The sequence below is a fragment of the Streptomyces broussonetiae genome (genome assembly GCF_009796285.1).
GTDB lineage: Bacteria > Actinomycetota > Actinomycetes > Streptomycetales > Streptomycetaceae > Streptomyces > Streptomyces broussonetiae.
The window spans coordinates 3796419-3822218 of sequence record NZ_CP047020.1 but is presented as its reverse complement, the minus strand read 5'-3'; the positions used below and the strand labels follow the sequence as shown (position 1 = coordinate 3822218).

Annotated in this window: 22 protein-coding genes and 1 tRNA gene; 7 read left to right on the top strand and 16 right to left on the bottom strand. The window is 70.3% G+C overall.

The features are described from left to right. Positions 1-55 precede the first annotated feature (55 nt). Genes GQF42_RS17700 through GQF42_RS17690 form a run of 3 tightly spaced genes read right to left on the bottom strand, consistent with a single transcriptional unit; the run spans position 56 to position 3298 of the window. A complete protein-coding gene (locus tag GQF42_RS17700; protein ID WP_158921073.1) occupies positions 56-952 on the bottom strand; it encodes a carbohydrate ABC transporter permease in 897 nt (298 codons plus the stop codon). Between the two features lie 10 nt (positions 953-962). After that, a complete protein-coding gene (locus GQF42_RS17695; RefSeq protein ID WP_158930262.1) occupies positions 963-1970 on the bottom strand; it encodes a carbohydrate ABC transporter permease in 1008 nt (335 codons plus the stop codon). Positions 1971-1975: 5 nt separating this feature from the next. After that, on the bottom strand, positions 1976-3298 hold the full coding sequence (locus GQF42_RS17690) for an ABC transporter substrate-binding protein (protein WP_158921071.1): 1323 nt from the start codon (positions 3296-3298) through the stop codon (positions 1976-1978). 325 nt (positions 3299-3623) lie between these two features. Between GQF42_RS17690 and GQF42_RS17685 the strand changes: the two genes are divergently transcribed. Next, a complete protein-coding gene (locus GQF42_RS17685; protein WP_158921069.1) occupies positions 3624-4679 on the top strand; it encodes a LacI family DNA-binding transcriptional regulator in 1056 nt (351 codons plus the stop codon). Positions 4680-5035: 356 nt separating this feature from the next. Here the strand turns inward: GQF42_RS17685 and GQF42_RS17680 are convergent, their stop codons facing one another. Together GQF42_RS17680 and GQF42_RS17675 are read right to left on the bottom strand one after the other, a co-directional pair. Continuing rightward, entirely contained in the window at positions 5036-6034 is a 999-nt protein-coding gene (locus GQF42_RS17680) for an SDR family NAD(P)-dependent oxidoreductase (RefSeq protein ID WP_158921067.1), read from the bottom strand. Positions 6035-6084: 50 nt separating this feature from the next. Continuing rightward, on the bottom strand, positions 6085-7251 hold the full coding sequence (locus tag GQF42_RS17675) for a UDP-N-acetylglucosamine--N-acetylmuramyl-(pentapeptide) pyrophosphoryl-undecaprenol N-acetylglucosamine transferase (RefSeq protein WP_158921065.1): 1167 nt from the start codon (positions 7249-7251) through the stop codon (positions 6085-6087). A gap of 63 nt (positions 7252-7314) precedes the next feature. On the opposite strand from GQF42_RS17675, the gene GQF42_RS17670 reads away from it, so the two are divergent. Together GQF42_RS17670 and GQF42_RS17665 are read left to right on the top strand one after the other, a co-directional pair. Further along, on the top strand, positions 7315-8034 hold the full coding sequence (locus GQF42_RS17670) for a response regulator transcription factor (protein WP_158921063.1): 720 nt from the start codon (positions 7315-7317) through the stop codon (positions 8032-8034). Then, positions 8031-9479, top strand: a complete 1449-nt coding sequence (locus GQF42_RS17665) for a sensor histidine kinase (RefSeq protein WP_158921061.1) — start codon at positions 8031-8033, stop codon at positions 9477-9479. Before GQF42_RS17670 ends, GQF42_RS17665 begins: the two co-directional genes overlap by 4 nt. Before the next feature lie 35 nt (positions 9480-9514). Here GQF42_RS17665 and GQF42_RS17660 read toward each other — a convergent pair. The 4 genes from GQF42_RS17660 to GQF42_RS17645 form a co-directional block, all read right to left on the bottom strand. After that, positions 9515-9587: transfer RNA gene (locus GQF42_RS17660), tRNA-His, on the bottom strand. Positions 9588-9692: 105 nt separating this feature from the next. After that, the gene (gene orn / locus GQF42_RS17655; protein WP_158921059.1) at positions 9693-10295 is read right to left on the bottom strand and encodes an oligoribonuclease; all 603 of its coding nucleotides are present in this window, start codon (positions 10293-10295) and stop codon (positions 9693-9695) included. A gap of 233 nt (positions 10296-10528) precedes the next feature. Continuing rightward, positions 10529-11749, bottom strand: coding sequence for a helix-turn-helix domain-containing protein (locus tag GQF42_RS17650; RefSeq protein WP_158921057.1), 1221 nt, complete (start codon positions 11747-11749; stop codon positions 10529-10531). 378 nt (positions 11750-12127) lie between these two features. Then, positions 12128-12409, bottom strand: a complete 282-nt coding sequence (locus tag GQF42_RS17645) for a hypothetical protein (RefSeq protein ID WP_199272711.1) — start codon at positions 12407-12409, stop codon at positions 12128-12130. Between the two features lie 352 nt (positions 12410-12761). Between GQF42_RS17645 and GQF42_RS17640 the strand changes: the two genes are divergently transcribed. Both GQF42_RS17640 and GQF42_RS17635 read left to right on the top strand, forming a co-directional pair. Further along, on the top strand, positions 12762-13289 hold the full coding sequence (locus GQF42_RS17640) for a universal stress protein (RefSeq protein ID WP_158921054.1): 528 nt from the start codon (positions 12762-12764) through the stop codon (positions 13287-13289). Positions 13290-13404: 115 nt separating this feature from the next. Further along, the gene (locus GQF42_RS17635; protein WP_158921052.1) at positions 13405-13965 is read left to right on the top strand and encodes a GPR1/FUN34/YaaH family transporter; all 561 of its coding nucleotides are present in this window, start codon (positions 13405-13407) and stop codon (positions 13963-13965) included. A gap of 84 nt (positions 13966-14049) precedes the next feature. Here the strand turns inward: GQF42_RS17635 and glmS are convergent, their stop codons facing one another. Both glmS and GQF42_RS17625 read right to left on the bottom strand, forming a co-directional pair. After that, positions 14050-15867, bottom strand: a complete 1818-nt coding sequence (glmS, locus tag GQF42_RS17630) for a glutamine--fructose-6-phosphate transaminase (isomerizing) (RefSeq protein WP_158921050.1) — start codon at positions 15865-15867, stop codon at positions 14050-14052. 26 nt (positions 15868-15893) lie between these two features. Continuing rightward, complete coding sequence (locus tag GQF42_RS17625) at positions 15894-16151, bottom strand: hypothetical protein (RefSeq protein WP_158921048.1); 258 nt, start codon at positions 16149-16151, stop codon at positions 15894-15896. Positions 16152-16339: 188 nt separating this feature from the next. On the opposite strand from GQF42_RS17625, the gene GQF42_RS17620 reads away from it, so the two are divergent. Together GQF42_RS17620 and GQF42_RS17615 are read left to right on the top strand one after the other, a co-directional pair. Further along, positions 16340-17899: a purple acid phosphatase family protein gene (locus GQF42_RS17620; RefSeq protein WP_158921046.1), complete on the top strand. Its 1560-nt coding sequence runs from the start codon at positions 16340-16342 to the stop codon at positions 17897-17899. Positions 17900-18122: 223 nt separating this feature from the next. After that, positions 18123-19733: a beta-N-acetylhexosaminidase gene (locus GQF42_RS17615; RefSeq protein ID WP_158921044.1), complete on the top strand. Its 1611-nt coding sequence runs from the start codon at positions 18123-18125 to the stop codon at positions 19731-19733. Positions 19734-19789: 56 nt separating this feature from the next. On the opposite strand, the gene GQF42_RS17610 is transcribed toward GQF42_RS17615, so the two are convergent. The 5 genes from GQF42_RS17610 to GQF42_RS17590 form a co-directional block, all read right to left on the bottom strand. Next, positions 19790-21562, bottom strand: a complete 1773-nt coding sequence (locus tag GQF42_RS17610; protein WP_158921042.1) for an IucA/IucC family protein — start codon at positions 21560-21562, stop codon at positions 19790-19792. Then, complete coding sequence (locus GQF42_RS17605) at positions 21559-22089, bottom strand: GNAT family N-acetyltransferase (protein WP_158921040.1); 531 nt, start codon at positions 22087-22089, stop codon at positions 21559-21561. Before GQF42_RS17605 ends, GQF42_RS17610 begins: the two co-directional genes overlap by 4 nt. Beyond that, positions 22086-23369, bottom strand: coding sequence for a lysine N(6)-hydroxylase/L-ornithine N(5)-oxygenase family protein (locus tag GQF42_RS17600; protein ID WP_158921038.1), 1284 nt, complete (start codon positions 23367-23369; stop codon positions 22086-22088). The genes GQF42_RS17605 and GQF42_RS17600 overlap by 4 nt, the downstream gene beginning before the upstream one ends. Next, the gene (desA, locus tag GQF42_RS17595; RefSeq protein WP_158921036.1) at positions 23353-24795 is read right to left on the bottom strand and encodes a lysine decarboxylase DesA; all 1443 of its coding nucleotides are present in this window, start codon (positions 24793-24795) and stop codon (positions 23353-23355) included. Before desA ends, GQF42_RS17600 begins: the two co-directional genes overlap by 17 nt. A gap of 127 nt (positions 24796-24922) precedes the next feature. Next, the gene (locus GQF42_RS17590) at positions 24923-25777 is read right to left on the bottom strand and encodes a siderophore-interacting protein (protein WP_158921034.1); all 855 of its coding nucleotides are present in this window, start codon (positions 25775-25777) and stop codon (positions 24923-24925) included. Positions 25778-25800 lie beyond the last annotated feature (23 nt).

Below are 25800 nucleotides of genomic sequence, written 5' to 3'. Positions count from 1 at the left end.
AGGGTCAGGGAGCCGGGGCGGCGGTGGCCCGGCTCCCTCAGGTGGACGCGGGCGGTCAGCCCTTGACCGCGCCCTGCATGATCCCGCCCACGATCTGCTTGCCGAAGACCGCGAACACGAGGAGCAGCGGCAGCGTGCCGAGCAGCGCGCCCGCCATGATCAGGGACTGGTCGGGGGTGTAGCCGCGGCCCAGGGCGGACACCGCGACCTGTACGGTCGGACTGCCGTTCTGGGTGAGGACGAGGAACGGCCACAGGAAGTCGTTCCAGGTCTGTACGAACATCAGCATCCCGAGGACCGCCATCGCGGGCCGGGCCGCCGGGAACACGATGTGCCACACCACCCGCCAGCTGCCCGCGCCGTCCACCCGGGCCGCCTCGATCAGCTCGTCCGGCAGCGCCTGCATCAGGTACTGCCGCATGAAGAACACCCCGAACGCGCTGACCAGCGACGGCAGGATCACCGCCTGCAGCTGGTCGGTCCAGTCGAGCTTGGCGACCATCATGTACAGCGGGATGATGCTGAGCTGCGGCGGCACCATCATCGTGCCGATCACGATCAGCATCAGGGCGTTACGGCCCCGGAATCGCAGCTTGGCGAAGGCGAACCCGGCGATCGTCGACAGGAACACGATCGTCGCCGCCGAAACCCCGGCCACGAACGTGGTGTTGACGAGCGCCTTGCCCAGGTTGGCGTCGTTCCAGGCGACGTTCAGGTTGTGCATCAGGTTCGAGCCGAACCAGAACGGCGGAGGGGTCTCGGCCAGCCTGTTGTTGTCCCTGGACGCGGCGATCGCCGTCCACACCAGCGGGAACAGCGAGCCGACCGAGAAGAGGACCAGGACCGCGTACCCCAAGGGGCCCGCGTGCAAAGTCCCGCCGGCCCGCGCCGACTTGGGCCTCCGGGTCCGCCGAGGCTCTCTCACCTCGGTCGGGGTCAGGGTCGTCGTCACGGCCGTACTCCTAACCACTCTCGCGCAGACGGCGCGAGATGACGTAGTTGACGATCCCGATCACGATGAGGATCAGGAACATCGTCCAGGCGATCGCGGAGGCGCGCCCCAGGTGCTGGTTGACCCAGCCCTGCTCGTACAGATACAGGCCGAGCGTCTGGAACTGGTGCTCGGCACCGCCGGAGGCGCCCTTGTTGGCATCGAACATCAGCGGCTCGCCGAACAGCTGCGAGGCCCCGATCGTCGACACGACACAGGTGAACAGGATGGTCGGGCGCAGCTGCGGCAGCGTCACATGGAAGAACTGCTGCCAGCGGTTGGCCCCGTCCAGCGCGGCCGACTCGTACAGGTCCTGCGGGACGGCCTGCATCGCGGCCAGGTAGATCAGCGCGTTGTAGCCGGTCCAGCGCCAGACGACGATCGAGGAGACCGCGATCTGCGAGGGCCACTTGTCGTTCTGCCAGTCGATGTGGCCGATGCCGACGAAGTGCAGCGCCCAGTTGATCATGCCGTAGTCACGGCCGAAGAGCAGCACGAAGACCAGCGAGGCGGCGGCGATCGAGGTCGCGTACGGCGCCAGCATCACGACCCGGAAGAAGGTCGAGGCGCGCAGCTTGTAGTTGAGGATGTGGGCCAGGCCCATCGCCATCGCCAGCTGCGGGACGGTCGAGATGACCCCGATGGTCAGGGTGTTCCTCGCCGCGTTCCAGAAGAAGTCGTCGTCGAAGATCCGGGTGTAGTTGTGCAGCCCCGCCCACCGCATGTCGGTGGGCGCGGTCAGCTCCACCGTGTGCAGCGAGGCCCAGCCCGTGTAGAGCAGCGGGAACAGGCCGAACGCCACGAAGAGCAGGAAGAAGGGGGAGACGAAGGCGTAAGGGCTCCATCGCACGTCCCGCTGCCAGCGGCGGGACAGCCGGGCCCGTCGCCGCTCGCCGGCGTCCGATGCGGCGCGCGAGTGGGCCGGGGCCGCGCCCCCCTCCCCTACGGGGGGCGCGGCGGTGTGGTGCCGGGTGGCCATGCCGGTCACTGCTCCAGGTTGTTGTCGATGGTCTTGGTGGCCGTGTTCCAGGCGTCCGCGGCCGACTTGCCCTTCGTGACCAGGAAGACGCCGTTGTCCGTCAGACCCTGCTGGATGATCTGGTCCTTCGGGCCGATCGGCTGGAGCGGGATGGACTTGGCGGCCTGGGCGAAGATCGTGCCGATCGGGGCGTCACCGGTCATCTCGTTCTTGGCGCCGGTCACCTGGGACATCCCGTACGCCGACGGCGCGCTCGGGAAGCTGCCCTGGACGGCGAAGAGCCTGGCCTGCTGGGCGGGCGCGGTCAGCCAGGTCACGAACTTCTCGGCCTCGGTGACGTTCTTGCCGGACTTGGGCACGGTCAGGAAGGTGCCGCCCCAGTTGCCGGCCTGCGGGGCCTGGGCCACGTCCCACTGGCCGGCGGCGTCCGCCTTCGACTTGCCCTTGATGTAGCCGAGCATCCACGGCGGGCAGGCCACCGAGGCGAACTTGACGTTGGAGATCAGCTGGTCCCAGGCGGGCTGGAACTGGGTCTGCGCCTGGAGCAGTCCCTCCTGGGCGGCCTTGGCGGTCAGGTCGAAGGCCTGCTTCACGGCCGGGTTCGTCTTGTAGACGACCTTGCCGGAGGAGTCGTAGAACTTCTGGCTCTGGCTGCTGAGGATCGCGTTCAGCAGTCCGCCGGGCGTGTCCATGAAGGTGGTGCCCTTGGGGGCCTTCTTCTGATACTGCTCGCCGACCGAGACGAGCTTGCTCCAGTCGCCCGCCCACAGCTTGCCCACCTGGTCCCGGTCGGTCGGCAGCCCGGCCGCCTTGAACAGGTCCTTGCGGTAGCAGATCGCCATCGGGCCGATGTCGGTGCCGAGCCCGACCGTCTGGCCGCTCGCCGTGGTGGCCTGCTGCCACTTCCAGCCGAGCCAGCTGCCCTTGTCCACGCCCTGCACCTTGGACAGGTCCTCGAGCTTGCCCGCCTGGGTCTGCACGACCTCGGCGATGTTGCCGACTTCGACGGCCTGGACGTCCTGCAGACCGCTGTTGGTGGTGAGGTGGTTGACGAGGGCCGGGTAGTAGTTCTCGTTCTTCTCGATCACGTTTTCCTTGATCGTGATGTTCGGGTGCAGCTTCTCGTACTCGGTGTAGAGACCGGCCTCCTTGAAGCCCATGGTGCCGAACAGGCCCAGGGTGATCGTGGTGCTGCCCTTGCCGCCGCCGTCGGAGGTGTCGGACTTGCCGCCGCTGTCCTTGGCACAACCGGTCAGCAGCCCCGTGGTCAGCGCGGCCACGGCCGCGAGGGCCCCCAGCCTGCGGGACCGGTGGATGCTCGTGCGCATTGCGTCCTCCTGTTGCCTGACGTGCCGACCCCCCGGCCAACTGCACTGTTGGGCCCGTCTGTTGCTCGCTGCGGCTCGGGCGGGGAACGTGCGGGACATGTAGATGTCAGGTAGTGTGGGAGCGCTCCCACAAGTGATGTGTTGAAGAGTCGCCGCTCGGGGGCGGGGTGTCAAGGGAGCGGACGTGGAGGGGTGTGTTCAGTTGTCTGAGCGTCGGCGGGCCGTCCTGGGCTGTTCGGGCGGGGCCGCTCGGCCGGGGCGGCGCTCTGGCCAGGGCTGTTAGATTCCAGCCAGGGATGCGACACGGTCGAGAGAGGCGGAGCCCATGGCAAGCCAGGGAGCGCGGGGCCGGAGCGGCGGGCGGCCCACGCTCGAGGAGGTCGCCGCCCGGGCCGGGGTCGGCCGGGGCACGGTCTCACGGGTGATCAACGGCTCGCCCCGGGTCAGTGACGCCACCCGGGCCGCGGTCGAGGCGGCGGTCGCCGAACTCGGCTACGTCCCCAACACCGCGGCCCGCGCCCTCGCGGCCAACCGCACCGACGCCATCGCCCTGGTGGTCCCCGAGCCGGAGACCCGCTTCTTCGCGGAGCCGTACTTCTCGGACATGCTGCGCGGTGTCGGTGCCGAACTCGCCGACACCGAGATGCAGTTGCTGCTGACCTTTGCGGGCAACGACCGCAAGCGGCAGCGTCTGGCCCAGTATCTGGCGGCGCATCGCGTGGACGGCGTCCTGCTGGTCTCGGTGCACGCCGACGATCCGCTGCCCGACCTGCTGGGCCAGCTGGAGATCCCGGCCGTGATCAGCGGCCCGCGCTCGGCGGGCGAGGCGCTCACCTCGGTGGACTCGGACAACTACGGCGGTGCCCGCTCGGCGGTCGAGCACCTGCTGGCGCGGGGCCGCCGCCGGATCGCGCACATCACCGGCCGCCTCGACGTCTACGGCGCCCAGCGCCGCGTCGACGGCTACCGCGACGCCCTGCGCGACGCGGGTTGGGGGGTGGACGAACTCCTCGTCGAACCGGGTGACTTCACCGAGGAGGGTGGTCGCCGGGCCATGTCCGTGCTGCTGGAGCGGCATCCCGGCCTGGACGCGGTCTTCGCCGGCTCGGACGTGACGGCGGCCGGCGCCCGCCAGGCGTTGCGCGAGGCGGGCCGCCGCATCCCCGACGACGTGGCGCTGATCGGCTACGACGACTCCGCCATCGCCCGCCACATGGACCCCCCGCTCACCAGCGTCCGCCAGCCCATCGAGGAGATGGGCCGGGCGATGATCGACCTGCTGCTCGCCGAGATCGCCGACCGGCGTCCGGCGACCTCCCGCGAGCTGGAGCGGCGCCATGCGGTGCTGCCCACGGAACTGGTGGTGCGGGCGTCGTCGTAGTGGTGTGCGGTGGCGGCTGTGAGCGGACGCGGCTGTGGTGAGCGTCCACGTGAACGCGTCCGGACCCGCGGGCTGTCGGCCGTGTCACGGCTGTTTCGTGCTGCCGGTTCGGGGCGGCGGGAAGCCTGCCCCACCCCGCGACGGTCAGGGGGTGTCGTTCGGATCAGGCCGGCCGTGCGGAACGACGCCCCCTGGCCGCCCGAGCCGTACGACAGCCGTGCGAGGACGAGCGCGGTCAGGACCAGGGCGGCCCGGCGCAGGCGGCCGGGGCGGGCGCGCCGGCGCCTGTGCACGGACCGTTTCGTATGGCGGCTCATGCCGCTCCTTCCTCGACTTCTCGTATCCGCGGCAGGCGGTCAGACCGCGTAGCGGCCGGGCGCGAAGAGGTGCAGGTTGCCGCGGATCCAGTCGGAGGTGCGGCGCAGGCCCTCGTCGAGGGAGACCTCCGGCTTCCAGGACGCCCAGGTGCGGGCCCGGGAGTTGTCCGACAGCAGACGGTGGACCTCGCTGCCGGCCGGGCGCAGCCGCGCCTCGTCCACGACGATCTCCGCGTCCCGCCCGGAGACGGCGATCAGCTTGTGGGCCAGGTCGCCGATGGCGATCTCCTCGCCGGTGCCGAGGTTGACGACGTCACCGAGCGCCCGGTCGCACTGCGCGAGGGCGAGGAAGCCGCGCGCGGTGTCGGTGACATACGTGAAGTCACGGGTCGGGGTCAGCGAGCCGAGGCGTATCTCCCGGGCACCGGAGTGCAGTTGGGCGAGGATCGTGGGGATCACGGCACGGGCGGACTGGCGGGGACCGTAGGTGTTGAAGGGGCGGACGACCGTCACGGGCAGGTCGAAGGCGTGGTGGTGGGAGAGGACCATCATGTCGGCGCCGATCTTCGAGGCCGAGTACGGCGACTGGGGCTGGAGCGGGTGGTCCTCGGCGATCGGGACGGTCAGCGCGGTGCCGTAGACCTCGCTGGTGGAGGTGTGCACCAGGCGGCGCACCCGGTGGCGGCGGCAGGCCTCGGCGATGTTCTCGGTACCGGTGACGTTGACGGCGACATAGGCGCCCGGCGAGTCGTAGCTGTACGGGATGCCGATGAGGGCGGCGAGGTGGAAGACGGTGTCGCAGCCGGCCACGGCGTCCATCACCCGGCCCGGATCGCGTACGTCACCCGCGATCAGCTCGACCTGGGGGTGGTCCTGGAGCCGGGCGAGGTTGCCCTTCTCCGCGTACGGCTTGTAGTGGACGAGGGCGCGGACCGTGGCGCCCTGTCCGACGAGCAGGTCGACCAGGGTGGAGCCGATGAACCCTTCGGCTCCGGTGACGAGGACGGTACGGCCGTGGAAGAACTCGGTCGTGGACATGGTGGGGCCTTTCTCGTTCGTGGTGAGGAACTGCGGGACTGCGGGGTTTCTCAGAAGGCGACGGGGAGCGGGGCGGGCACCGGGTGCCCGGCGAGCCTCAGGACCCTGCGCGCCAGCCGGTCGGCCGCGTCCCGGTGCAGTGCGCCGACGCCGGCCGCCGCGGCGGCGTGGCCCATGGCGTGCAGCCGGCGCGGGTCGTCGAGCAGGGAGCCGGCGAGGGCGTCGAGGGACGCGGCCGTGGTCTCCTCGTCCGGCAGCAGCACACCCGCGCCGATCGCGGTGAGGGTGCGGGCGTTGTGGGTCTGGTGGTCGCCCGGGGCGTGCGGATACGGGACGAGTACGGCGGGCAGGCCGATGGTGGCCAGTTCCGCGACGGTCGCCGAGCCCGCGCGGCACACCAGGAGGTCGGCGGCGGCGTAGGTCCGGTCGATCCGGTCCAGGTAGGCCACCGCCTCGGCGACGCGGTCGGCTCCGGTGGCGCGCAGCCGGGCGCGGGCCGCGTCCAGGGCCGCCGGGCCGGTCTTGATCAGCAGCCGTACGTCGGTGCGCTCCCGCCAGCGCTCGGCGAGCCCGAGGGCCGCCTCGGTGAGCCGGGCCGCGCCCAGGCTGCCGCCGTTGACGAGCAGCAGCCGGGTCCGGGCGCAGATCCCCAGCTCCCGGCGGGCGTCCTCGCGCTCGGTCGCCCGGTCGAGGGCGGCCAGCGGGCCGGACAGCGGCATGCCGACCAGGTCGGGCCTGGTGGCCGCGGGCAGCTGTGCGCCACCCGCCTCGAAGGCGAGCGCGACGTGCGGGGTGAGCCGGGCGGCGAAGGCGTTGGCCCGGCCGGGCACCGCGTTGGACTCGTGGATGACGCTGGGCAGTCCGGCGAAACGGGCGCCCAGGATGACGGGGGCGCTCGGGTAGCCGCCCATGCCGACGGCGACCTGCGCGCGCTGCTCCCGCAGGACGGCCCGGCACTGCCCGGCCGACTTCAGCAGCGCCGCCGGCAAGGTGAAACGTTTCGCCCCAAGGGAGCGGTCGAAGGGGATCATGTCGACGGTGTGCAGCCGGTACCCGGCCTCGGGGATCAGCCGGGTCTCCAGGCCGCGCTCGGTGCCGACGAAGGAGATCACCGCGTCGGGCACCCGGCGGCGCAGCGCCTCGGCCAGCGCGAGCCCGGGATAGATGTGGCCGCCGGTACCCCCGGCACCGATCACGACGGAAAGCGGAGTGTCCATGCCCGGCACGCTCGCGCGATGTTCTAAGAGGCTTCTAAGAGAGCGGTTTGGCAGGCTGGGGCCATGAACGACGCAGCTTCGGACCAGTCCTGCGGCGCCTTCGGGCGGGTGCTGGTGGTGGACGACGACCCGGAGGTACGGGCCGCCCTGGAGGACGGGCTGACGCTGGAGGGCTTCACCGTCCGGGGCGCGGCGGACGGCCATCAGGCGCTCACGGCGGTCGCGGACTGGGAGCCGGACGCCCTGGTGCTCGACGTGATGATGCCGGTGGTGGACGGGCTGGCCGTGTGCCGGCAGCTCCGCGCGCTCGGCGACCGTACCCCGATCCTGGTCCTCACCGCGCTCGACGCGGTCAGTGACCGGGTGGACGGCCTGGACGCGGGTGCGGACGACTACCTGGTCAAACCGTTCGCGCTGGACGAGCTGGCGGCCCGGCTGCGCGCCCTGCTGCGCCGCGCCGGCCCCGGCGAGAACGCCCAGCCGGGCGGGCTGTGCTTCGCCGACCTGGTCACGGACCCCGAGAGCCGCTCGGCGGTGCGCGCGGGCCGGCGGCTGGAGTTCACCCGCACCGAGTGGGCCCTGCTGGACCTGCTGCTGTGCCACCCCGGACAGGTCCTGGAGCGGGAGACGATCATGCGCTGGGTATGGGGCCGCGACCTCGGCCCGGATTCCAACTCCCTTGCCGTGTACGTAGGTTACCTGCGTCGCAAGCTGGAGGCGGGCGGTGCCTCGCGGCTCGTCCACACCGTGCACGGCGTCGGCTACGTCCTGGACGAGCGATGACCCGCCCCCGCTCCCGCTCCCGTTCATGGGCCGGCCCCCGCCTCTGGTCCCGCCCCCGTCGGCACCGCCGCCCGCCGCTGCGCCGCCGGCTGGCGCTCACCGCCTCGGCGGCGGTGGCGGGTGTGGCGCTGACGGTGTGCGCGGGCGCGTATGCCGTGACCGTCTACACCCTGAACCGGCAGTTCGACCTCCAGCTCACCCAGGCGGCGACGCTGGCGATCCAGCAGCACCAGGGCAGCGGGCCCGGCGTACAGGCCGGCGAGTGCCGCTATCTGGCCGCGCCCGCGTGCGCCCAGCTCGTGCCCGCCTCGGCCGCGGACGACCCGAAGGAGAGCTATCTGCTGCCCGTCACCGACGCCGTGCGCCGGGTCGCGGGCGGCGAGCGCGCGCCGTACTACAGCACGGCCTCGGTGGCCGGCCATCCGGTGCGGGTGCTGACCACGCCCGCGGGCAAGGGCCTGGCGATGCAGGTGGCGCTGCGTTCGGACGGGGTACGGCGGGCCGAGCGGCAGGTCGCCGGGCTGCTGGCGGTGATCGGCGGGGCCGGGGTGCCGGTGGCCGCGCTGCTGGGCTACTGGGTGTCCCGCTCCGGGCTGGCTCCGGTGGCCCGGCTGACCTCGACGGCGGAGCGGATCACCGCCACGCGCGACGCCGGGCACCGTATCGAGCTGCCGCCCGGGCCGCGCGGCCGGGAGGACGAGATCACCCGGCTCGCGGTCAGCTTCAACACCATGCTCGACGCCCTGGAGGAGTCCCTGGCCGCCCAGCGGCGCCTGGTCGCCGACGCCTCGCACGAACTGCGCACCCCGCTGACCGCGCTGCGCGCCAACGCGGAGATCCTGCTCCGGGCGGAGCGGCTGACCCCGCGCCAGCGGGAGCGCGCCACCGGCGCCCTCACCCGCCAGCTGCGGGAGGTCACCAATCTCGTCAACGACCTCATCGACCTGGCCCGTGACGAGGAGCCGCGGCAGGCCCTGGAACTGGTGCGGCCCACGGATCTGCTGGAGCACGCCGTGGCCGCCGCCCGGGACCACTGGCCGCACATCGCGTTCGTCTCGCAGACCGACCCGTCGGCCACCGCCACCCTGACGGCCGCCGTGCCGAGCCGTCTGACCAGGCTGTTCTCCAATCTCCTGGACAACGCGGCGAAGTTCTCCCCGACCGGCGGCCGCGTCGAGGCGACCGCGCTGCGCTCACCGGAGGACGGCCGGCTGGAGATCACCGTCCGTGACCACGGCCCCGGTATCGACCCGGCCGACCTGCCTCATGTCTTCGACCGCTTCTACCGCTCGCGCACCGCCCGTGCCCTGCCCGGCTCCGGGCTGGGGCTGGCCATGGCCCGCCAGATCGCCCACACCCACGGCGCCGAACTGACGGCCCACCAGGCTCCGGGTGGCGGTGCCCTGTTCCGGCTGCGGCTGCCGGCGAACGAAAACAGCCGGTGACCCGTCTCGCGACGGGTCACCGGCTGATCAGTGAGGGTGAGTGACGGGACTCGAACCCGCGACATCCTGGACCACAACCAGGTGCTCTACCAGCTGAGCTACACCCACCACGACCGGTGGTGGAACTTGTCGTTTCCCCGACCGGCCGAGAAGAAGTCTACAGGGTCCCCAGGGGTGCTCGCGCACATGTTTTCGCGAGCACCGTTCCGGGCGCTACTGCGCGGGCAGGACGTGCTTGGCGGCGATCGCCTTCGCGGTGTCGGAGTCCGGGCCGGGCTGCGGGACGAAAACGGCCTCGCGGTAGTAGCGCAGCTCGGCGATCGACTCGCGGATGTCGGCGAGGGCCCGGTGGTTGCCGTTCTTCTCCGGGCTGTTGAAGTACGCCCGCGGATACCAGCGGCGGGCCAGCTCCTTGACGGAGGACACGTCGACGATCCGGTAGTGCAGGTAGTCCTCCAGGGTCGGCATGTCCCGCAGCAGGAAGCCGCGGTCGGTGCCGACGGAGTTGCCGCACAGGGGGGCCTTGCCGGGCTCCTTCACGTACTCCTTCACATACGCGAGGACCTGCTCCTCGGCGTCCTGCAGGGTCGTGCCGTTCGGCAGCTCCGCGAGCAGTCCGGACGCGGTGTGCATCTGACGCACCACCTCCGGCATCGTCTCCAGCGCCCGCTCCGGCGGGCGGATGACGATGTCCACCCCCTCGCCGAGTACGTTCAGCTCGGAGTCGGTGACGAGGGCGGCCACCTCGATGAGAGCGTCGTCGGACAGCGAGAGGCCGGTCATCTCGCAGTCGATCCACACCATGCGATCGTTCATGCGACCACCCTAGAGCGGGCGTCCGGTTTTGGGTGCCCCCGTGCTCCGCGGGAAGTGCCGAGAAGGGCCGCCGGCGCGTCCGCGGCGCCGTCGTGGCCTCTCGCGCCCGCGCGGCAAAGCCGCATGCCGATACGACCCCGCGTATGCCCCCGCGCCCCTTGGGGACGCCGAAGGAAGGAGGGGAGCGAGCACCCGCTCGCTCCCCTCCTTCCTTCAGCTACCTCTGCTTTCTTTCAGCCACCGCTGCGCGGTCCCGGCAGGAGACCCACCGCGCCCGCCGCCTGGCGGCGGCTCTGCATCGGCACCCCGCTGTCCCGGTCCGTGTGCAGCAGGGCCGGCGGATGGCCCATGGGGCCGGAGCCCGGCAGGCCGGTGGGCGGGAAGTGCTGGCCGGGCGCTGGCACGGACGGGTCGCCCTCGACCGGCTTGTCGCCCTGCGGCCGGCGAGCCCGGTAGGCGGCCCGGTAGGCGGCGGGGGAGGAGCCGAGCTGGCGGCGGAAGTGCCCGCGCAGTGCGACGGGGGAGCGGAAGCCGCAGCGGCCCGCCACCTCGTCCACGCTGTAGTCCGACGTCTCCAGCAGCCGCTGTGCCTGCAGCACCCGCTGGGTGATCAGCCACTGCAGCGGCGCGCTGCCGGTCAGCGAGCGGAACCGGCGGTCGAACGTACGGCGGCTCATATAGGCGCGTGCCGCCAGGGTCTCCACGTCGAACTGCTCGTGGAGGTGTTCCAGCGCCCAGGCGACGACCTCGGCGAGCGGGTCGGCGCCGATCTCCTCGGGTAAAGACCTGTCGAGGTAGCGCTCCTGGCCGCCGCTGCGGCGGGGCGGGACCACCAGGCGCCGGGCCAGCGCGCCGGCCGCCTCGTTGCCGTGGTCCGTCCGCACGATGTGGAGACAGAGATCGATCCCGGCCGCCGTACCGGCCGAGGTCAGTACGTCGCCGTCGTCCACGAAGAGTTCTCGTGGATCGACGTGCACCGACGGATAGCGCTTGGCCAGCGTCGGCGCGTACATCCAGTGCGTGGTCGCCGGGCGGCCGTCCAGCAGGCCCGCCGCCGCGAGGACGAAGGCGCCGGTGCACAGCCCTACGATGCGGGCGCCCTCCTCGTGCGCCCGGCGCAGTGCGTCGAGCGCCTCCTCCGGTGGCGGCGAAGTGATCGAACGCCAGGCCGGTACGACGACCGTCCCGGCGCGTGAGATCGCCTCCAGCCCATGCGGTGCGCTGAGTTCAAGGCCCCCTGTGGTCCGCAGCGGACCCTCTTCGCCGGCGCACACCAGCAGTCGATAGCGCGGCACCCCGGCGTCCTGGCGGTCGATACCGAACACCGACAGCGGGATGGAACTCTCGAAGATGGGGCCGCCGCTGAACAGCAGCACCGCGACGATCTCCTTGCGGCGGCGCCCGGAGAGTTTCCGGGCCGCGGCTTCCGGCGTGGCAGTGGAGTCGTGGCTCATACTGCTAAGCCCCCCTCGGTGGTCGCGGCTCCTCGGTTGTGTCGCTCCTGCACGTTTCCCCTCGGTCCTGCACGAGTCCCCCGCCGTAAGACAGTCAAGATCGAATTTACTGGCTACCGCGGTCTCACGGTGGCCGGTTCGACACGCCGGACATTGTCGACATGACAACTTGGCGTGAAGCATTCGATCACGAAGCGTTGCACTCGCGGGGGGTGTAGGGAAGTACGCCTTGTGGCGGTGGCCGAACCGCGTAGGGTGCACAACCGTCCGTAGACCCTTTCCGTGCAGGTCAAACGGGGGGTGGGGGGTGGTCTGGACCCCCCTGGGGTGACATTCGGAAGTTGGCTGAAAAGAAACGTTCGGGGGTACGGAAACAGGTCAGTCGACCGGTGTCCGTCGCCGGGTGTGGCGTCCGCCGCTTTGCTTGCCGGAACGGTGGGCGCACCGCGCGGCGCACCGCTCCGACTGCCGCAGCAGGACCCGGCAGGCGGCCGTGACGGCGACCAGTCCCAGGGCGGCTCCCGCGGCGCCGGCCAGCGAGGTGCCGTACCAGAGCAGGACCACGGGGACGAGGACGCAGCTGAAGGCGGCCCAGCGGATCACCTCGGTCGCGCTGTCCGGCACGGGGCGCGACTCGGCGGTGGGTCGCGGTCCGGGCATCTCGTACTCCCCTTCGTGCTCCCCGGGCGTACGCGCCTGCGCACACTCCGGGGTGGTGGCTCATCCGGTTCAACGTCCGTTCGACCGGTCGGTCACCGGCCGTACGGTTGTGAATCCTGTGCAAACCGCCTGTACGGGGCAGCAACCATTGCGTTACGGGCGCGGCTCGTGCATGCTCCGGTGAACCCCTAACGGACGTCGGGGGGCCGCTTACGGAGCGTGCGCGGTATCTGTGCTCAGGAGGCGTGCCGCCGTACCCTTGGGGGTATGGGGTTGGGAAGATGTTTCCCGGACACAGCTCCGCCGCACACTGTCGTCCCCACCCAAAAAGGATCAAAACGCCGAGACAGCCATGGCCGGTCACGAATTCTTCGAACCCGCGGACCGCAAGCGGCCGGTCGCCGATCCCACGGCGTCCGAGCCTCTGGCGGCGGAAGAGTCACGCCCCTCCTGCGACCCAGCCTTCCGGCACGGAGTCGTCGTCGGCTTCGACGGCTCCACCTCCAGTGAGCGTGCCCTCGCCTATGCGATCGGCATGGCCCACCGTTCGCACTCCGGCCTGATCATCGTCCATGTCGCCAACCGGTTGCCGTCCACCGTGTGGGCCGGCTGCGAGCCACCGGTCTTCGTCGACGTGCCGGACCACCGCACCGAGGTCCTCGGGCTCGAGCTGGCCTGCGCCGACTATCTGGCCGAGGTGCCGTGGATCCTGGTCGAGCGCGGCGGGGACATCTGCCACGAGCTGGAAGAGGTGGGGCGGGAGTACGAGGCGGACGCGATCGTCGTCGGCTCCACGCACGGTATCGTCGGCCGGATCTTCGGCTCCGTCGCCGGGCGGCTCGCCAAGCGGGCGCAGCGGCCCGTGATCGTCATCCCCTGAGGCTCCAACTCCCTTGGTGCAGCGCAAAACTACTCGCGCGTAGGGGTGGGTTGTGCCCTTGTGAAGGGCATATATCGGTCACCGCGCAACTGCACATGCACGAAGGGAGCCCGCCGTGGACAGCGAAGTCTCTGCGGGAATCGGAAGCACTACGGTGGTGGGCCGACTCGCCCTGGGGATCACCCTGTTGGCGTTCGGCCTCGGTACGACTGGCGTGATTCATGGCGTGGCTGCGTCCGACGCCGTGTCAGTGGCCCACTATGTGGGTGGAGTTGCCCTGTTCCTCGTCGGCCTGCTGGCCTTCCGGGACCGGGACAGCGCCTCCGGTACGGGTTTTGTGGCTCTCGGCGCCCTGTGGTTCACCTGGGCCGTCGCGGACCACTCGTCGGCCAATGCGGCCGGACTGTTCCTGCTTCTGTTCGCCCTCGTGGCGCTCACCCTGACCCTGGCCGGCGGGGACAGCCTCGGTCAGGTCATGCACGGTCTGCTGTTCCTGGCGATGCTGGTGCTGGCCGTCGCGGCCTTCGCCGGCAGTTCCTCGCTGACCAAGGTGGGCGGCTGGGTCGCCGCGGTGTGCGGTGCGGTGGCCTGGTACGCGGCGACCGCGGCGCTGGCCCACTGGCCGACGGCTCTTCCGGGGCGTGCTGCCGGCCGGGGGGTGACGGCCGCCGGCTGATTCGAGCAGCACCCGAGGGACCCCCACGTGTCTGGTGGCACACGTGGGGGTCCGTTCTGCCGTGGTGTCCGTGCGGGGCGCGTCCTACTCCACCGTCACCGACTTGGCGAGGTTCCTCGGCTTGTCGATGTCCCGGCCGAGGGCCTTGGCCGTGTGGTACGCGAGCAGCTGCAGCGGGATGCCCATCAGGATCGGGTCCAGCTCGTCCTCGTTCTTGGGGACGACGATCGTCTGGTCGGCCTTGTCCTGCTGCTGGTGGGCCACCGCGAGGATCTTGCCGCTGCGGGCCTTGATCTCCTCCAGGGCGGCGCGGTTCTTCTCCAGCAGATCGTCGTCGGGGACGATCGCGACCGTCGGCAGCGCCGGCTCGATCAGGGCCAGCGGGCCGTGCTTCAGCTCGGAGGCGGGGTAGGCCTCGGCGTGGATGTAGGAGACCTCCTTGAGCTTGAGGGAGGCCTCGCGGGCCACCGGGTAGCCCCGCACGCGGCCGATGAAGAGCATCGAGCGGGCGTCGGCGTACAGCTCGGCCAGCTCCTTGATCTGCTCCTCCTGCTTGAGGATCTCGGTGATCTGGTCCGGCAGCCTGCGCAGGCCCTCGATGATCCGCTTGCCGTCGCGGACCGAGAGGTCACGGGTGCGGCCGAGGTGCAGGGCGAGGAGGGCGAAGGCCACCGTCATGTTCGTGAAGCACTTCGTCGAGACCACGCAGACCTCGGGACCGGCGTGGACGTAGATCCCGGCGTCGGCCTCGCGCGCGATCGCCGAGCCGACGACGTTGACGACGCCGAAGACCTTGGCGCCCTTGCGCTTGAGCTCCTGGACGGCGGCGAGGACGTCGTAGGTCTCACCGGACTGGGAGACGGCGACGTACAGGGTGTCGGGGTCGACGACCGCGTTGCGGTAGCGGAACTCGGAGGCGGGCTCGGCGTCGGCGGGGATGCGGGCCAGCTCCTCGATCATCTGGGCGCCGATCATGCCCGCGTGGTACGAGGTGCCGCAGCCGAGGATCTTCACGCGGCGGATCTGCCGGGCCTCGCGGGCGTCGAGGTTGAGGCCGCCGAGGTGCACGGTGGAGAAGCGGTCGTCGATGCGGCCGCGCAGCACGCGGTCCACGGCGTCGGGCTGCTCGAAGATCTCCTTGTGCATGTAGGTGTCGTGGCCGCCCATGTCGTACGACTCGGCCTCCCACTCCACCGTCGTGGGCTCGGACGTCGTCCGCGTGCCCTCGGTGGTGTAGGTGCGGAAGTCGTCGGCCTTGAGCGTGGCCATCTCGCCGTCGTCGAGGGTCACTATCTGGCGGGTGTGCATGACCAGGGCGGCGATGTCGGACGCGACGAACATCTCCTTCTCGCCGATGCCGAGGACGACCGGGGAGCCGTTGCGGGCCACCACGATGCGGTCGGGGAAGTCGGCGTGCAGCACCGCGATGCCGTAGGTGCCCTCGATCACGCGGACCGCCTGGCGGACCTTGTCCTCGAGCTTCTCGGCGGTGGCGCGGGCGATGAGGTGGGTGAGGACCTCGGTGTCGGTCTCGGAGAGGAACTCGACGCCGTCCGCCTCCAGCTTGCGGCGCAGGTCGGCGGCGTTGTCGATGATGCCGTTGTGCACGACGGCGACCTTGTTGTCGGCCGACATGTGCGGGTGGGCGTTGACGTCGGAGGGGGCGCCGTGGGTGGCCCAGCGGGTGTGGGCGATGCCCGTGGTGCCCTTGAAGCGCGCCGGGACCTTGGCCTCCAGGTCGCGCACCCGGCCCTTGGCCTTGACCATCTTCAGGCCGGGCGCCTTGGGGGAGGAGACGACGATGCCCGCGGAGTCGTAGCCGCGGTATTCCAGCCGCTGCAGGCCCTCGAGGAGGAGGGGGGCCACGTCACGCTTCCCGATGTATCCGACAATTCCGCACATATACAGGTATCTCTCAGCCTGGCATCTCAGCCGTAGACCATGCGGCGCAGCTGCCTGAGCGTCAGCTCCGGCGGCGCCACCGCCCGGTATTTCAGGTCCGCCTCGATCCGTTCGAAGATCTCCGTGTTGACCAGGCCCTGGGCCTGGAGTTCACGGTGGCGGCGACGGACGAAGTCCTGGGTCGTCTCGTCGAAGAAGGCGAGCACGTCCTGGACCACCCGCAGCGCCTCGCCCCGGCTCAGGGGCGTGGACCGCGTCAGATGATCTACGAGTTCGTCGTGCACCCGGTAGATCCTGAGCCACCGGCGCCGGTTTCGCAAGAAACGTGCCCGATTTCGGGCAGAGGTCCTTTCTTGGTGCCGCCTTGGTCCGGACTTGGGGCTGTTGGATCTCTGTTCTCCGGATGGCCATGCTGTGTCTTGCATCTCGTTGGGGATGTGGACCATTTTCAGGCGCCATGGACATTCCTCGTATGGGAGTACCCGACCGGCTCGCCGAGCGCATGAGTATGGCCGAGCAGCACGAGTACCTGCGCGCGAGATTCTCGCGGCGCACGATGATCAGAGGCGGTGCAGTGACGCTCGGTGCCGTCTCGGGCGGCGCCTTCGTGACGGGCGCCACCGCCCAGGCGGCCGTGCCCACGCAGCGCACCGCCACCGAGACGGTCGACGGCGCCCTCGTGGCCCCCTTCGGCCGGCACCTGGCCTACGGCGCCGACGCGCGCACCGAGATGACCGTCTCCTGGCAGGTGCCGGTCGCGGTGAAGAAGCCGTTCATCCGCATCGGTGCCCGCCCCTGGGACCTCTCGCGCAAGATCGAGGCCGAGGTCCGCACCCTCTACACCCCGGCCGGTGTCGGCGCGAGCGGCGACCACACGCAGTACTACCTGCACGCCCGCCTCACCCACCTGCGCCCCGGGAAGACGTACTACTACGGCGTCGGCCACGAGGGCTTCGACCCGGCCGAGCCGCACCTGCTGGGCACCCTGGGCACCTTCACCACCGCCCCCGCCCACAAGGCGCCGTTCACCTTCACGGCCTTCGGCGACCAGGGCGTCAGCTACCACGCGCTGGCCAACGACAGCCTGATCCTCGGCCAGAACCCGGCCTTCCACCTGCATGCCGGCGACATCGCGTACGGCGACCCGGCCGGCCAGGGCAAGTCCACCGACACGGGCTTCGACTCGCGCACCTGGGACCAGTTCCTCGCCCAGACCGAGTCGGTCGCCAAGCAGATCCCGTGGATGGTCTCCTACGGCAACCACGACATGGAGGCCTGGTACTCGCCCAACGGCTACGGCGGCGAGCAGGCCCGCTGGACCCTCCCGGACAACGGTCCGGACGAGGAGAACCTGCCGGGCGTCTACTCCTTCGTCCACGGCAACACGGCGATCATCTCGCTGGACCCCAACGACGTCTCCTTCGAGATCCCGGTGAACCTGGGTATTTCCGGTGGAACCCAGACCAAGTGGTTCGAAGCCCAGCTGAAGAGGTTCCGGGCCCGTGACGACATCGACTTCGTCATCGTCTTCTTCCACCACTGCGCGTACTGCACGTCCACGGCGCACGCCTCGGAGGGGGGCGTGCGCCAGGAGTGGGTGCCGCTGTTCGAGAAGTACCAGGTGGACCTGGTCATCAACGACCACAACCACCAGTACGAGCGCACCGACGTCATCAAGGCCGGCGCCGTCACCAAGAAGCTCCCGATCGGCGGCACCGCCTACCCCGAGACCGAGGGCGTGGTCTACGTCACCGCCGGCGCGGCGGGCCGCAGCCTGTACGCGTTCAGCGCCCCGGACTCCTACGAGGGCCACGAGCACGAGGTCGACTCGGTCGCGTCCTTCATCAACACCAAGGACGGCAAGGTGAACGAGACGGTCACCTGGTCCCGGGTGCGCTACCTCAACTACTCCTTCCTGCGCGTGGACGTCGCCCCCGCCCCGCGCGGCCGGCAGACCACGCTGACGGTGTCGGGCATCGCCGAGACCGGCGACCGCATCGACCACTTCACGGTGTCCCGCCGGGCGAAGTAGGAAGAAGCAGGAACGCGGCGGACGGTCCTCACGCGCCCTCGGACGCGCTCGAGGACCGCCCGCCCGGCCGGGGAGCAACCCCCTCCGGCAGCCGGACGCACCGGTCGACGCTCCCCGGCGTTGAAGGTCCGGGTGCCGTCCTTCCGGATGATTTCCACCGTGGAGGGACTGTTCCGTCCGAACTGCGGGAGAGTGGTCTCGACCACATCTGAAGGGAGCGCATGTGAGACGCAACCACAGCACAACTCCCCGAACACCTCGCATCCTCGGGTCCCTGCTGCTCGTCGCGGCTGCCGGGGCCTTCACCCTCGGTGCCGCCCCCGCCGCAGCAGCCGCCGCCCCCACCCCCCTTGGCCGGGTGGTCCCGGCGCCCGCCTCGGTCGCACCGGGCGGCACCCCCTACCGCATCACCCGGGGCACCAGCGTCCGCGTCGACGCCACCCCCGAGGTCCGCAGCATCGGCGCGTACCTCGCCGCCATCCTCAGGCCCTCCACCGGCTACCCGCTGCCGCTCACCGAGCACGGCGCCGGCGGCATCCGACTCCACCTCGCCCAGGGCGACTTGGGCGCCGAGGGCTACCGGCTGCACAGTGGTGCCGACGGTGTCACCATCGTCGCGAGCGCCCCCGCGGGCCTCTTCCACGGTGTGCAGACGCTGCGTCAGCTCCTGCCGTCCGCCGTCGAGAAGAAGACCGTGCAGAGCGTGCGGTCCGGCGCCTGGCGGATCGCCGGCGGCACCATCGAGGACCGTCCCCGCTACGCCTACCGCGGCGCCATGCTGGACGTCTCCCGGCACTTCTTCACCGTCGCCCAGGTCAAGCGGTACATCGACGAACTGGCCCTCTACAAGATCAACGAGCTGCATCTGCACCTCAGCGACGACCAGGGCTGGCGCATCGCCATCGACTCCTGGCCGCGCCTTGCGACCTACGGCGGCTCCACCGAGGTCGGCGGCGGCAAGGGCGGCTTCTACACCAAGGCCCAGTACCGGGAGATCGTCTCCTACGCCGCCTCCCGCTATCTGGAGGTCGTCCCCGAGATCGACATGCCCGGCCACAGCAACGCGGCCCTCGCCTCCTACGCCCAGCTGAACTGCAACGACCAGGCACCCCCGCTCTACACCGGCACCAAGGTCGGCTTCAGCTCGCTGTGCGTGCCCAGGCAGGTGACCTACGACTTCGTGGACGACGTCGTACGCGAGCTGGCCGCGCTGACTCCCGGCCGCTACCTCCACATAGGCGGTGACGAGGCGCACTCCACCAGCCACGCCGACTACGTGACCTTCATGGACCGGGTGCAGCCCGTCGTCGCGAAGTACGGCAAGACGGTCATCGGCTGGCACCAGCTGACCGGCGCCCACCCGGTCAAGGGCGCGATCGCCCAGTACTGGGGCCTGGACAGCACCAGCGCAGCCGACAAGGAACAGGTCGTCACGGCCGCCCGGAACGGCACCGGGCTGGTCCTGTCCCCGGCCGACCGGGTGTACCTCGACATGAAGTACACCAAGGACACCAGGCTGGGGCTCACCTGGGCGGGCCTGGTGGAGGTGCAGCGGTCGTACGACTGGGATCCGGGGAGCTATCTGCCGGGTGCCCCGGCCTCGGCGATCCGGGGGGTGGAGGCGCCCCTGTGGTCCGAGACCCTGAAGACGTCCGCCGACATCGACTACATGGCGTTCCCGCGTCTTCCCGGCGCGGCCGAGCTGGGCTGGTCCCCGGCGGCCACGCACGACTGGAACACCTACAAGGTGCGCCTGGCCGCGCAGGCCCCGCGCTGGGACGCGCTCGGGATCGGCTACTACCGCTCGCCGCAGGTGCCGTGGCCGGCGGGATAGGTTGATCACGACGGGCACCCCGGTGGACCGTACACCGGGGTGCCCGCCCGTTCTGGTCAGAACCCGGCGATCGGGTTCTCCAGGGTGCCCACCAGCTGGAGCGCGCCGGACGGATCGGCGAGGTCCACCATCTGCTCGTTGTTGCGCAGCTGGAGCCGGTTGAGGCAGGACAGGGCGAACTCGGGGGCGAACATGTCGTACTGTCGGAACTTCTCGGCCAGTTGGGGGTTCGCGTCCTGATACTCGCGGGTGACCTCGGCGACCGTGCGCCAGAAGCCGTCCTCCGCCAGGATGCCCTCGCCGGCGAGGTTCGCGGCCAGGAAACGGAAGAAGCAGTCGAAGACGTCGGTGAAGATCGACAGGAGCTTCTTGTCCTCGGGCACCTCGACGCGGATCCGCCGCACCTCGGGCGGCAGCGCCGCGTCCGGGTCCATCACCGCGATCTCCTCGGCGATGTCCTTGTAGACGGCCCGCTGCACGGCCCCGTCCTTCAGCACCAGGATCACGTTCTCGCCGTGCGGCATGAACACCAGGTCGTAGGCGTAGAAGCTGTGCAGCAGCGGGGTGTAGTACGCCCGCAGGTACTGCCGCAGCCACTCGGTGGGCGTGAGCCCGGAGCGGTCGATCAGCGCGCCCGCGAAGGAGGCGCCGGCATGGTCCAGGTGCAGCAGGCAGGCCATGGTCGCGAGGGACTCACCGTCCTTCAGCGTGGGCACCGGGCTCTCCCGCCACAGCGCGGCCAGCATCTTGCGGTACGGCGAGCAGGGGTCGGTGGCCTTCTCGTACTCCAGGTGCCGGTAGCCCACGGCCGCCCGCTCCCGGATGATGCTCAGGCCGGTGGACCTGAGCACCGGGTCGTCCTCGATCAGCTGGGCCAGCCAGTCGTTGATCGCCGGGGTCGCCTCCATGTAGGCGGCGGACAGCCCGCGCATGAAGCCCATGTTGAGCACGGACAGGGCCGTCTTCACATAGTGCTTGTGCGGGTCGCTGCTGTTGAAGAAGGTCCGGATGGACTGCTGGGCCAGGTACTCGTCGTCGCCCTCGCCGAGGCAGACCAGGTGCCGCCGGGCCACCTCGGCGGCGAAGGTGACGGACAGCTTGTTCCACCACTGCCAGGGGTGGACGGGGATGAGTAGGTGGTCGGCGGGGTCGAGCCCCTGCGCGGTCAGCGTCGCGTGGAACCGTTCGAGGGTCTCCTCGCCCAGCTCCTGCCGGATGAAGTCCTCGTACGCGATCCCGACGCCCGCCGTGAAAGCGGCCCGCGAGCGGTGCGCGGCCAGCCACACCAGCCGCACCTGGCTCGCGGTCTCCGGGGCGTACGACAGGTACTCGTGGATGCCGAACCCGAGCCGCCCGTTGTTCGCGACGAAGCACGGGTGGCCCTCGGTCATCCCGGCCTCGATCGCCTGGAAGCCGCTGCCGGCCAGCTCCGCGGAGGTGACGCGGGGCTTGGTCAGCTTGTAGCAGGTGCCCGAGAGGGTGGAGGAGATCTCCTCCAGGTAGACCGGCAGGATCTCCTCGCTCAGCCCCAGGGTCTGCTGCAGCTCGATGAGGAAGTCCATTGCGGCGAGCGGGAGTTCGGCGCCGTCACGGTGCCGGGTGAGGGAGCCGGCGTCGACCTGCCAGTGGTCGAGGGCCCGCCGCACGGCGGTGAACCGGTACGCGGTGAGCCCGTCGTCACTGCGGACGACGTACCGTCCGTCGTCGAGGGCCTCGGGCGTGAGCAGGCGCTCGTGAGCGAACTCGGCGAGCGCCTTGCGTATGAGCTGCCGGTTGGCCTGCTCCCAGCGCTCGGGGGACAGATGGGCCACGGTGTCGGCGAGGGTCATACGGCCACCCCCGTCGCCGTCAGGAACTGCTCCCGTGTGCAGAAGCTCAGCAGAGCCTGCTTCTCCGGCTTTCGGATCTCGCGTTCGGGCACGAACCCGACGGCCTCGTTCAGGGCGTGGACGGCCCGGTTGGCCACGTCCGGTTCGACGACGACGCGCTCGGTCGCCGGGTCCTCGAAGAGGCGGGCCAGCACGGCGGTGATGACGGCCCTGGTGAACCCGTGCACCGGGGTGTCCGTCGCCGGAGTCAGGAAGTGCATGCCGACGTCGCCGGGCAACGGCTCGTACAGACCGACCAGTTCGCGGTGCGCCGGATCGTAGTACTCCATCAGGAAGGCCGGTTCACCGCCTTGGAGCCCGAGCAGCGCGTGGTGGTGCTCGTCGGCCGCGATCTCCATGTAGGCCCGCTCGACGTCCACCAGGGTGGCGTCCTGCATCATCCAGAAGGCCGCCTTGGGATGGGTGACCCAGCCGTGCAGCAGCTCGGCGTCCTTGAGGGGGTCGAGGGGGCGGAAGGCGAAGGTCATACTGCGAACTCCTGGAAGGCGATGGTCTTCTCGACCGGGTAGTACTCGGTGCCGAGCAGCTCACGGATGATGCAGCTGTTGCGGTACGCGCCCATGCCCAGGTCGGGGCTGGTGATGCTGTGGGTGTGCACGCCGGCGTTCTGCAGGAAGACGCCGCGGCCGGTGGTGTCGACGCTGTAGTTGCGGGCGACGTCGAAGCGGCCGTGGCCGTCGAAGCGGAGCCGGTCGCGGACCGGGGCGAGGAACGCGGGCGGCTCGTAGTGGTAGCCGGTGGCCAGCACCAGGCCCTCGCTGCTGATCTCGAAGTCCTTGTCCTGCTCGTCCTGGCGGAAGCCGAGGGTGTAGCTGCCGTCCTGGTAAGTCGCGGTGTTCAACGAGGAGTTGGTGAGCAGGCGGGTCGGGACCGGGCGGTCGCCGCTCTCCACGTTCTTCTGGTAGAGGAGGTCGAAGATCGAGTCGATCAGGTCCGAGTTGATGCCCTTGAACAGGCCCTTCTGCTGCTTCTCCAGGCGGTAGCGGGTCTCCTCGGGCAGGGCGCGGAAGTAGTCGATGTAGTCCGGAGAGGTCATCTCCAGGGTCAGCTTGGTGTATTCGAGCGGGAAGAAGCGCGGCGAGCGGGTGACCCAGTTCAGTTCGTAGCCGCGCGTGTCGATCTCGGCGAGCAGTTCGTAGTAGATCTCGGCCGCGCTCTGACCGCTGCCGACGATGGTGATGGACTTCTTCGTCTGCAGCTCCGTCTTGCGGTGCATGTACTGCGCGTTGTGCAGGAAGTCGCCGGACAGGCCCCGGCAGGCGGGCGGCACGTAGGGGACCGTGCCGGTGCCGAGGACCAGGTGCCGGGCGCGGTACGTCACTCCGGTGTCCGTGCGGAGGACGTACACCTCGTCCTCGTACGTCACCTCGGTGACCGTCGTGGAGAACCGCACGCGGCCGAGTTTGTTCGCCGCCCAGCGGCAGTAGTCGTCGTACTCGACCCGCAGCGGATAGAAGCTCTCGCGGATGTAGAACGAGTACAGCCGGCCCTTCTCCTTCAGGTAGTTGAGGAAGGAGTACGGCGAGGTCGGGTCCGCGAGGGTGACCAGGTCCGACATGAACGGGGTCTGGAGGTGGGCGCCGTCCAGGAACATCCCGGCGTGCCACTCGAAGTCCGCCTTGGACTCCAGGAAGACGCCGTCCAGTTCGGTGATCGGCTCGGTCAGGCAGGCGAGGCCGAGGTTGAAGGGGCCGAGCCCGATCCCCACGAAGTCATGGGTGCGGCTGGCTTCAGGAAGCGCGGTCAAGGGACTCTCCCAGGTACTGCTCGGCGTGGCCGGCGATCAGGTCGAGGACGGCGGCGATGTCGGCCGTGGTCGTCTCGGGGTTGAGCAGGGTGAACTTGAGGTAGTGGCGGCCGCCCACCTTGGTGCCCGCGACCACGGCGTCACCGGAGGCGAACAGGGCCTTGCGGGCGTAGAGGTTCGCGCGGTCGGTCTCGGCCGGGTCGGTGACCGCGGAGGGGATGTAGCGGAAGACGAGGGTCGAGAGCGAGGGCGCCACGACGACGTCGAAGCGGGGGTCGGCGGCGAGCAGCTGCCAGCCCTCGGCCGCCAGGTCGCAGACCTCGTCGAAGAGCTGCCCGATGCCGTCGGCGCCCATCACCCGCAGGGTCATCCACAGCTTGAGCGCGTCGAAGCGGCGAGTGGTCTGCAGGGACTTGTCCACCTGGTTGGGGATACGTTCCTGCGTCATGCGGCGCGGGTTGAGGTACTCCGCGTGGTAGGTGGCGTGGCGCAGCGTGGCCGCGTCCTTGACCAGGACGGCGGAGGAACTCACCGGCTGGAAGAAGGACTTGTGGTAGTCGACGGTGACGGAGTCGGCGTGCTCGATGCCGGCGATACGGTCCCGGTACTTGAGGGAGGCGAGCAGTCCGCAGCCGTAGGCCGCGTCGACATGCAGCCACACGCCGTACTGCGCGCACAGCCCGGCGATCTCCGGCAGCGGGTCGATGGAACCGAAGTCGGTGGTGCCGGCGGTGGCGACAACGGCCATGGGGACGAGGCCGTCCTGCACGCAGCGCTCCAGCTCACGGGCGAGGGCCACGGTCTGCAGGCGCTTGTCGTGGCCGACGGGGACGGGGACGACCGCGTCCTGGCCCAGGCCGAGCAGTTTCGCGGACTTCTGCACGCTGAAGTGGCTCACTTCGGAGGCGAAGATCCGCAGGTTCGCGACGGAGTCGGTCTTGGCCTCCTCCCTCGCCAGCAGCAGCGCCTGGAGGTTGGACTGGGTGCCGCCGGAGGTGAAGACACCGTCGGCGGCGGGCCCGAGGCCGATGCGCCGGGCCGTCCAGTCGATGAGCTTGCGCTCGATGAGGGTGGCGCCGGCCGACTGGTCCCAGGTGTCCAGGGAGGAGTTGACGGCGGAGAGCACCGCCTCACCGAGCACCGCCGGGATGACGACCGGGCAGTTGAGGTGGGCGAGGTAGCGCGGGTGGTGGAAGTAGACCGCGTCCTTGAGATAGACGTCCTCGAGTTCGTCCAGGACGGCGGTGGTGTCGCCGAGCGGTGCGTCCAGGTCGATGGCGTCGACGCGGGGGGTGAGGGCGTCCACGGCGACGCCGGTGAACGGACGGTCGGTGGTGGCGAGTTTGGCCGCCACCCGCTCGACTCCTTCGGTCACGGAGCTGCGGTAGTGCTCCGCGGTGAGGCCATTGAGCAGGTGCGAGCGCATGTGGGGGTCCTCCGGGGGACGGTCCGTGCGGGTGTGAACGGGAGCCGTTTAGACTTAGGTTAGCCTAACCTAAGTTTTTTGGATCAAGGCGTGCGTCACCCGTGACCGGTGTCACGCAGGGAGCGGTCTACTCGGCGGTCCGCAGCTGTTCCTCGGTCATCCCCTGACGCCAGTACCCGACGAAGGTCACCCGCCGCCGGTCGACCCCGCGTTCCCCGACGAAGTACCGGCGCAGCGCCTTGACCTGACCGGACTCGCCCGCGATCCACACGTACGGCCGTTCACCGGCCGGGAGCCGGGCGGCCCGTACGGCGTCGACGGCCGTGGGGGACCCGTCGTGCCGAACGAGCCAGGTGATCTCCGCGTCCGCCTCGGTGCGCACGTCCTGAATGTCGGCCGCGTGCGGCACCTCCAGCCAGGCCCGCGTGCGGGTGCCGGCCGGCAGGGATTCGAGGATCGCGGTCGCGGCGGGTACGGCGGTCTCGTCGCCCCACAGCACGACGAGGTCGGTGTCCTCGGGCGGACGGAATCGGATCGCCCGGTTGTCGGCGACGACGGGCCCGAGCACCAGGACCCGGTCGCCGGCGCCGGCCCGGGCGGCCCAGCGGGAGGCGGGTCCGGCGGGGGCCGAGGCGCCGGGCTCGAGGCCGTGCAGGGCGAAGTCGATGTCGATCCCGGTGACGTTGCCGCCGGCGTCCCGCCGCATCGCCCGCAAGGTGTACGAGCGCATCACCGCCCGTATGTCGTCCGGCAGTTCGCGCCAGGCCTGCCACCAGTCGTCGCCCAGATCCAGTGGGACGACGGGCTCGCTCTGGCCGGGATGCGGCAGGAAGAGGGAGAGGGACTGGTCGTTCCCCAGCGAGTCGAACGCGCACAGGTCGTCCCCGGTGAAGGTGACCCGGATCAGAGACGGCCCGAGCCGCCTCGTCCGTACGACCTGAAGGGAGAAGAAACGGTACGGGGCGGCTACGGCCGTCGTCATGTGGGCTCCTGATATGGATGACG

Excerpts from the sequence above, each read along its gene's own strand:
- GQF42_RS17695 (WP_158930262.1), bottom strand. The coding sequence starts at position 1,970 with ATGGCCACCCGGCACCACACCGCCGCGCCCCCCGTAGGGGAGGGGGGC.
- GQF42_RS17690 (WP_158921071.1), bottom strand. The coding sequence starts at position 3,298 with ATGCGCACGAGCATCCACCGGTCCCGCAGGCTGGGGGCCCTCGCGGCC.
- GQF42_RS17685 (WP_158921069.1), top strand. The coding sequence starts at position 3,624 with ATGGCAAGCCAGGGAGCGCGGGGCCGGAGCGGCGGGCGGCCCACGCTC.
- GQF42_RS17680 (WP_158921067.1), bottom strand. The coding sequence starts at position 6,034 with ATGTCCACGACCGAGTTCTTCCACGGCCGTACCGTCCTCGTCACCGGA.
- GQF42_RS17675 (WP_158921065.1), bottom strand. The coding sequence starts at position 7,251 with ATGGACACTCCGCTTTCCGTCGTGATCGGTGCCGGGGGTACCGGCGGC.
- GQF42_RS17670 (WP_158921063.1), top strand. The coding sequence starts at position 7,315 with ATGAACGACGCAGCTTCGGACCAGTCCTGCGGCGCCTTCGGGCGGGTG.
- GQF42_RS17665 (WP_158921061.1), top strand. The coding sequence starts at position 8,031 with ATGACCCGCCCCCGCTCCCGCTCCCGTTCATGGGCCGGCCCCCGCCTC.
- orn (WP_158921059.1), bottom strand. The coding sequence starts at position 10,295 with ATGAACGATCGCATGGTGTGGATCGACTGCGAGATGACCGGCCTCTCG.
- GQF42_RS17650 (WP_158921057.1), bottom strand. The coding sequence starts at position 11,749 with ATGAGCCACGACTCCACTGCCACGCCGGAAGCCGCGGCCCGGAAACTC.
- GQF42_RS17645 (WP_199272711.1), bottom strand. The coding sequence starts at position 12,409 with ATGCCCGGACCGCGACCCACCGCCGAGTCGCGCCCCGTGCCGGACAGC.
- GQF42_RS17640 (WP_158921054.1), top strand. The coding sequence starts at position 12,762 with ATGGCCGGTCACGAATTCTTCGAACCCGCGGACCGCAAGCGGCCGGTC.
- glmS (WP_158921050.1), bottom strand. The coding sequence starts at position 15,867 with ATGTGCGGAATTGTCGGATACATCGGGAAGCGTGACGTGGCCCCCCTC.
- GQF42_RS17620 (WP_158921046.1), top strand. The coding sequence starts at position 16,340 with ATGGGAGTACCCGACCGGCTCGCCGAGCGCATGAGTATGGCCGAGCAG.
- GQF42_RS17610 (WP_158921042.1), bottom strand. The coding sequence starts at position 21,562 with ATGACCCTCGCCGACACCGTGGCCCATCTGTCCCCCGAGCGCTGGGAG.
- GQF42_RS17605 (WP_158921040.1), bottom strand. The coding sequence starts at position 22,089 with ATGACCTTCGCCTTCCGCCCCCTCGACCCCCTCAAGGACGCCGAGCTG.
- desA (WP_158921036.1), bottom strand. The coding sequence starts at position 24,795 with ATGCGCTCGCACCTGCTCAATGGCCTCACCGCGGAGCACTACCGCAGC.
- GQF42_RS17590 (WP_158921034.1), bottom strand. The coding sequence starts at position 25,777 with ATGACGACGGCCGTAGCCGCCCCGTACCGTTTCTTCTCCCTTCAGGTC.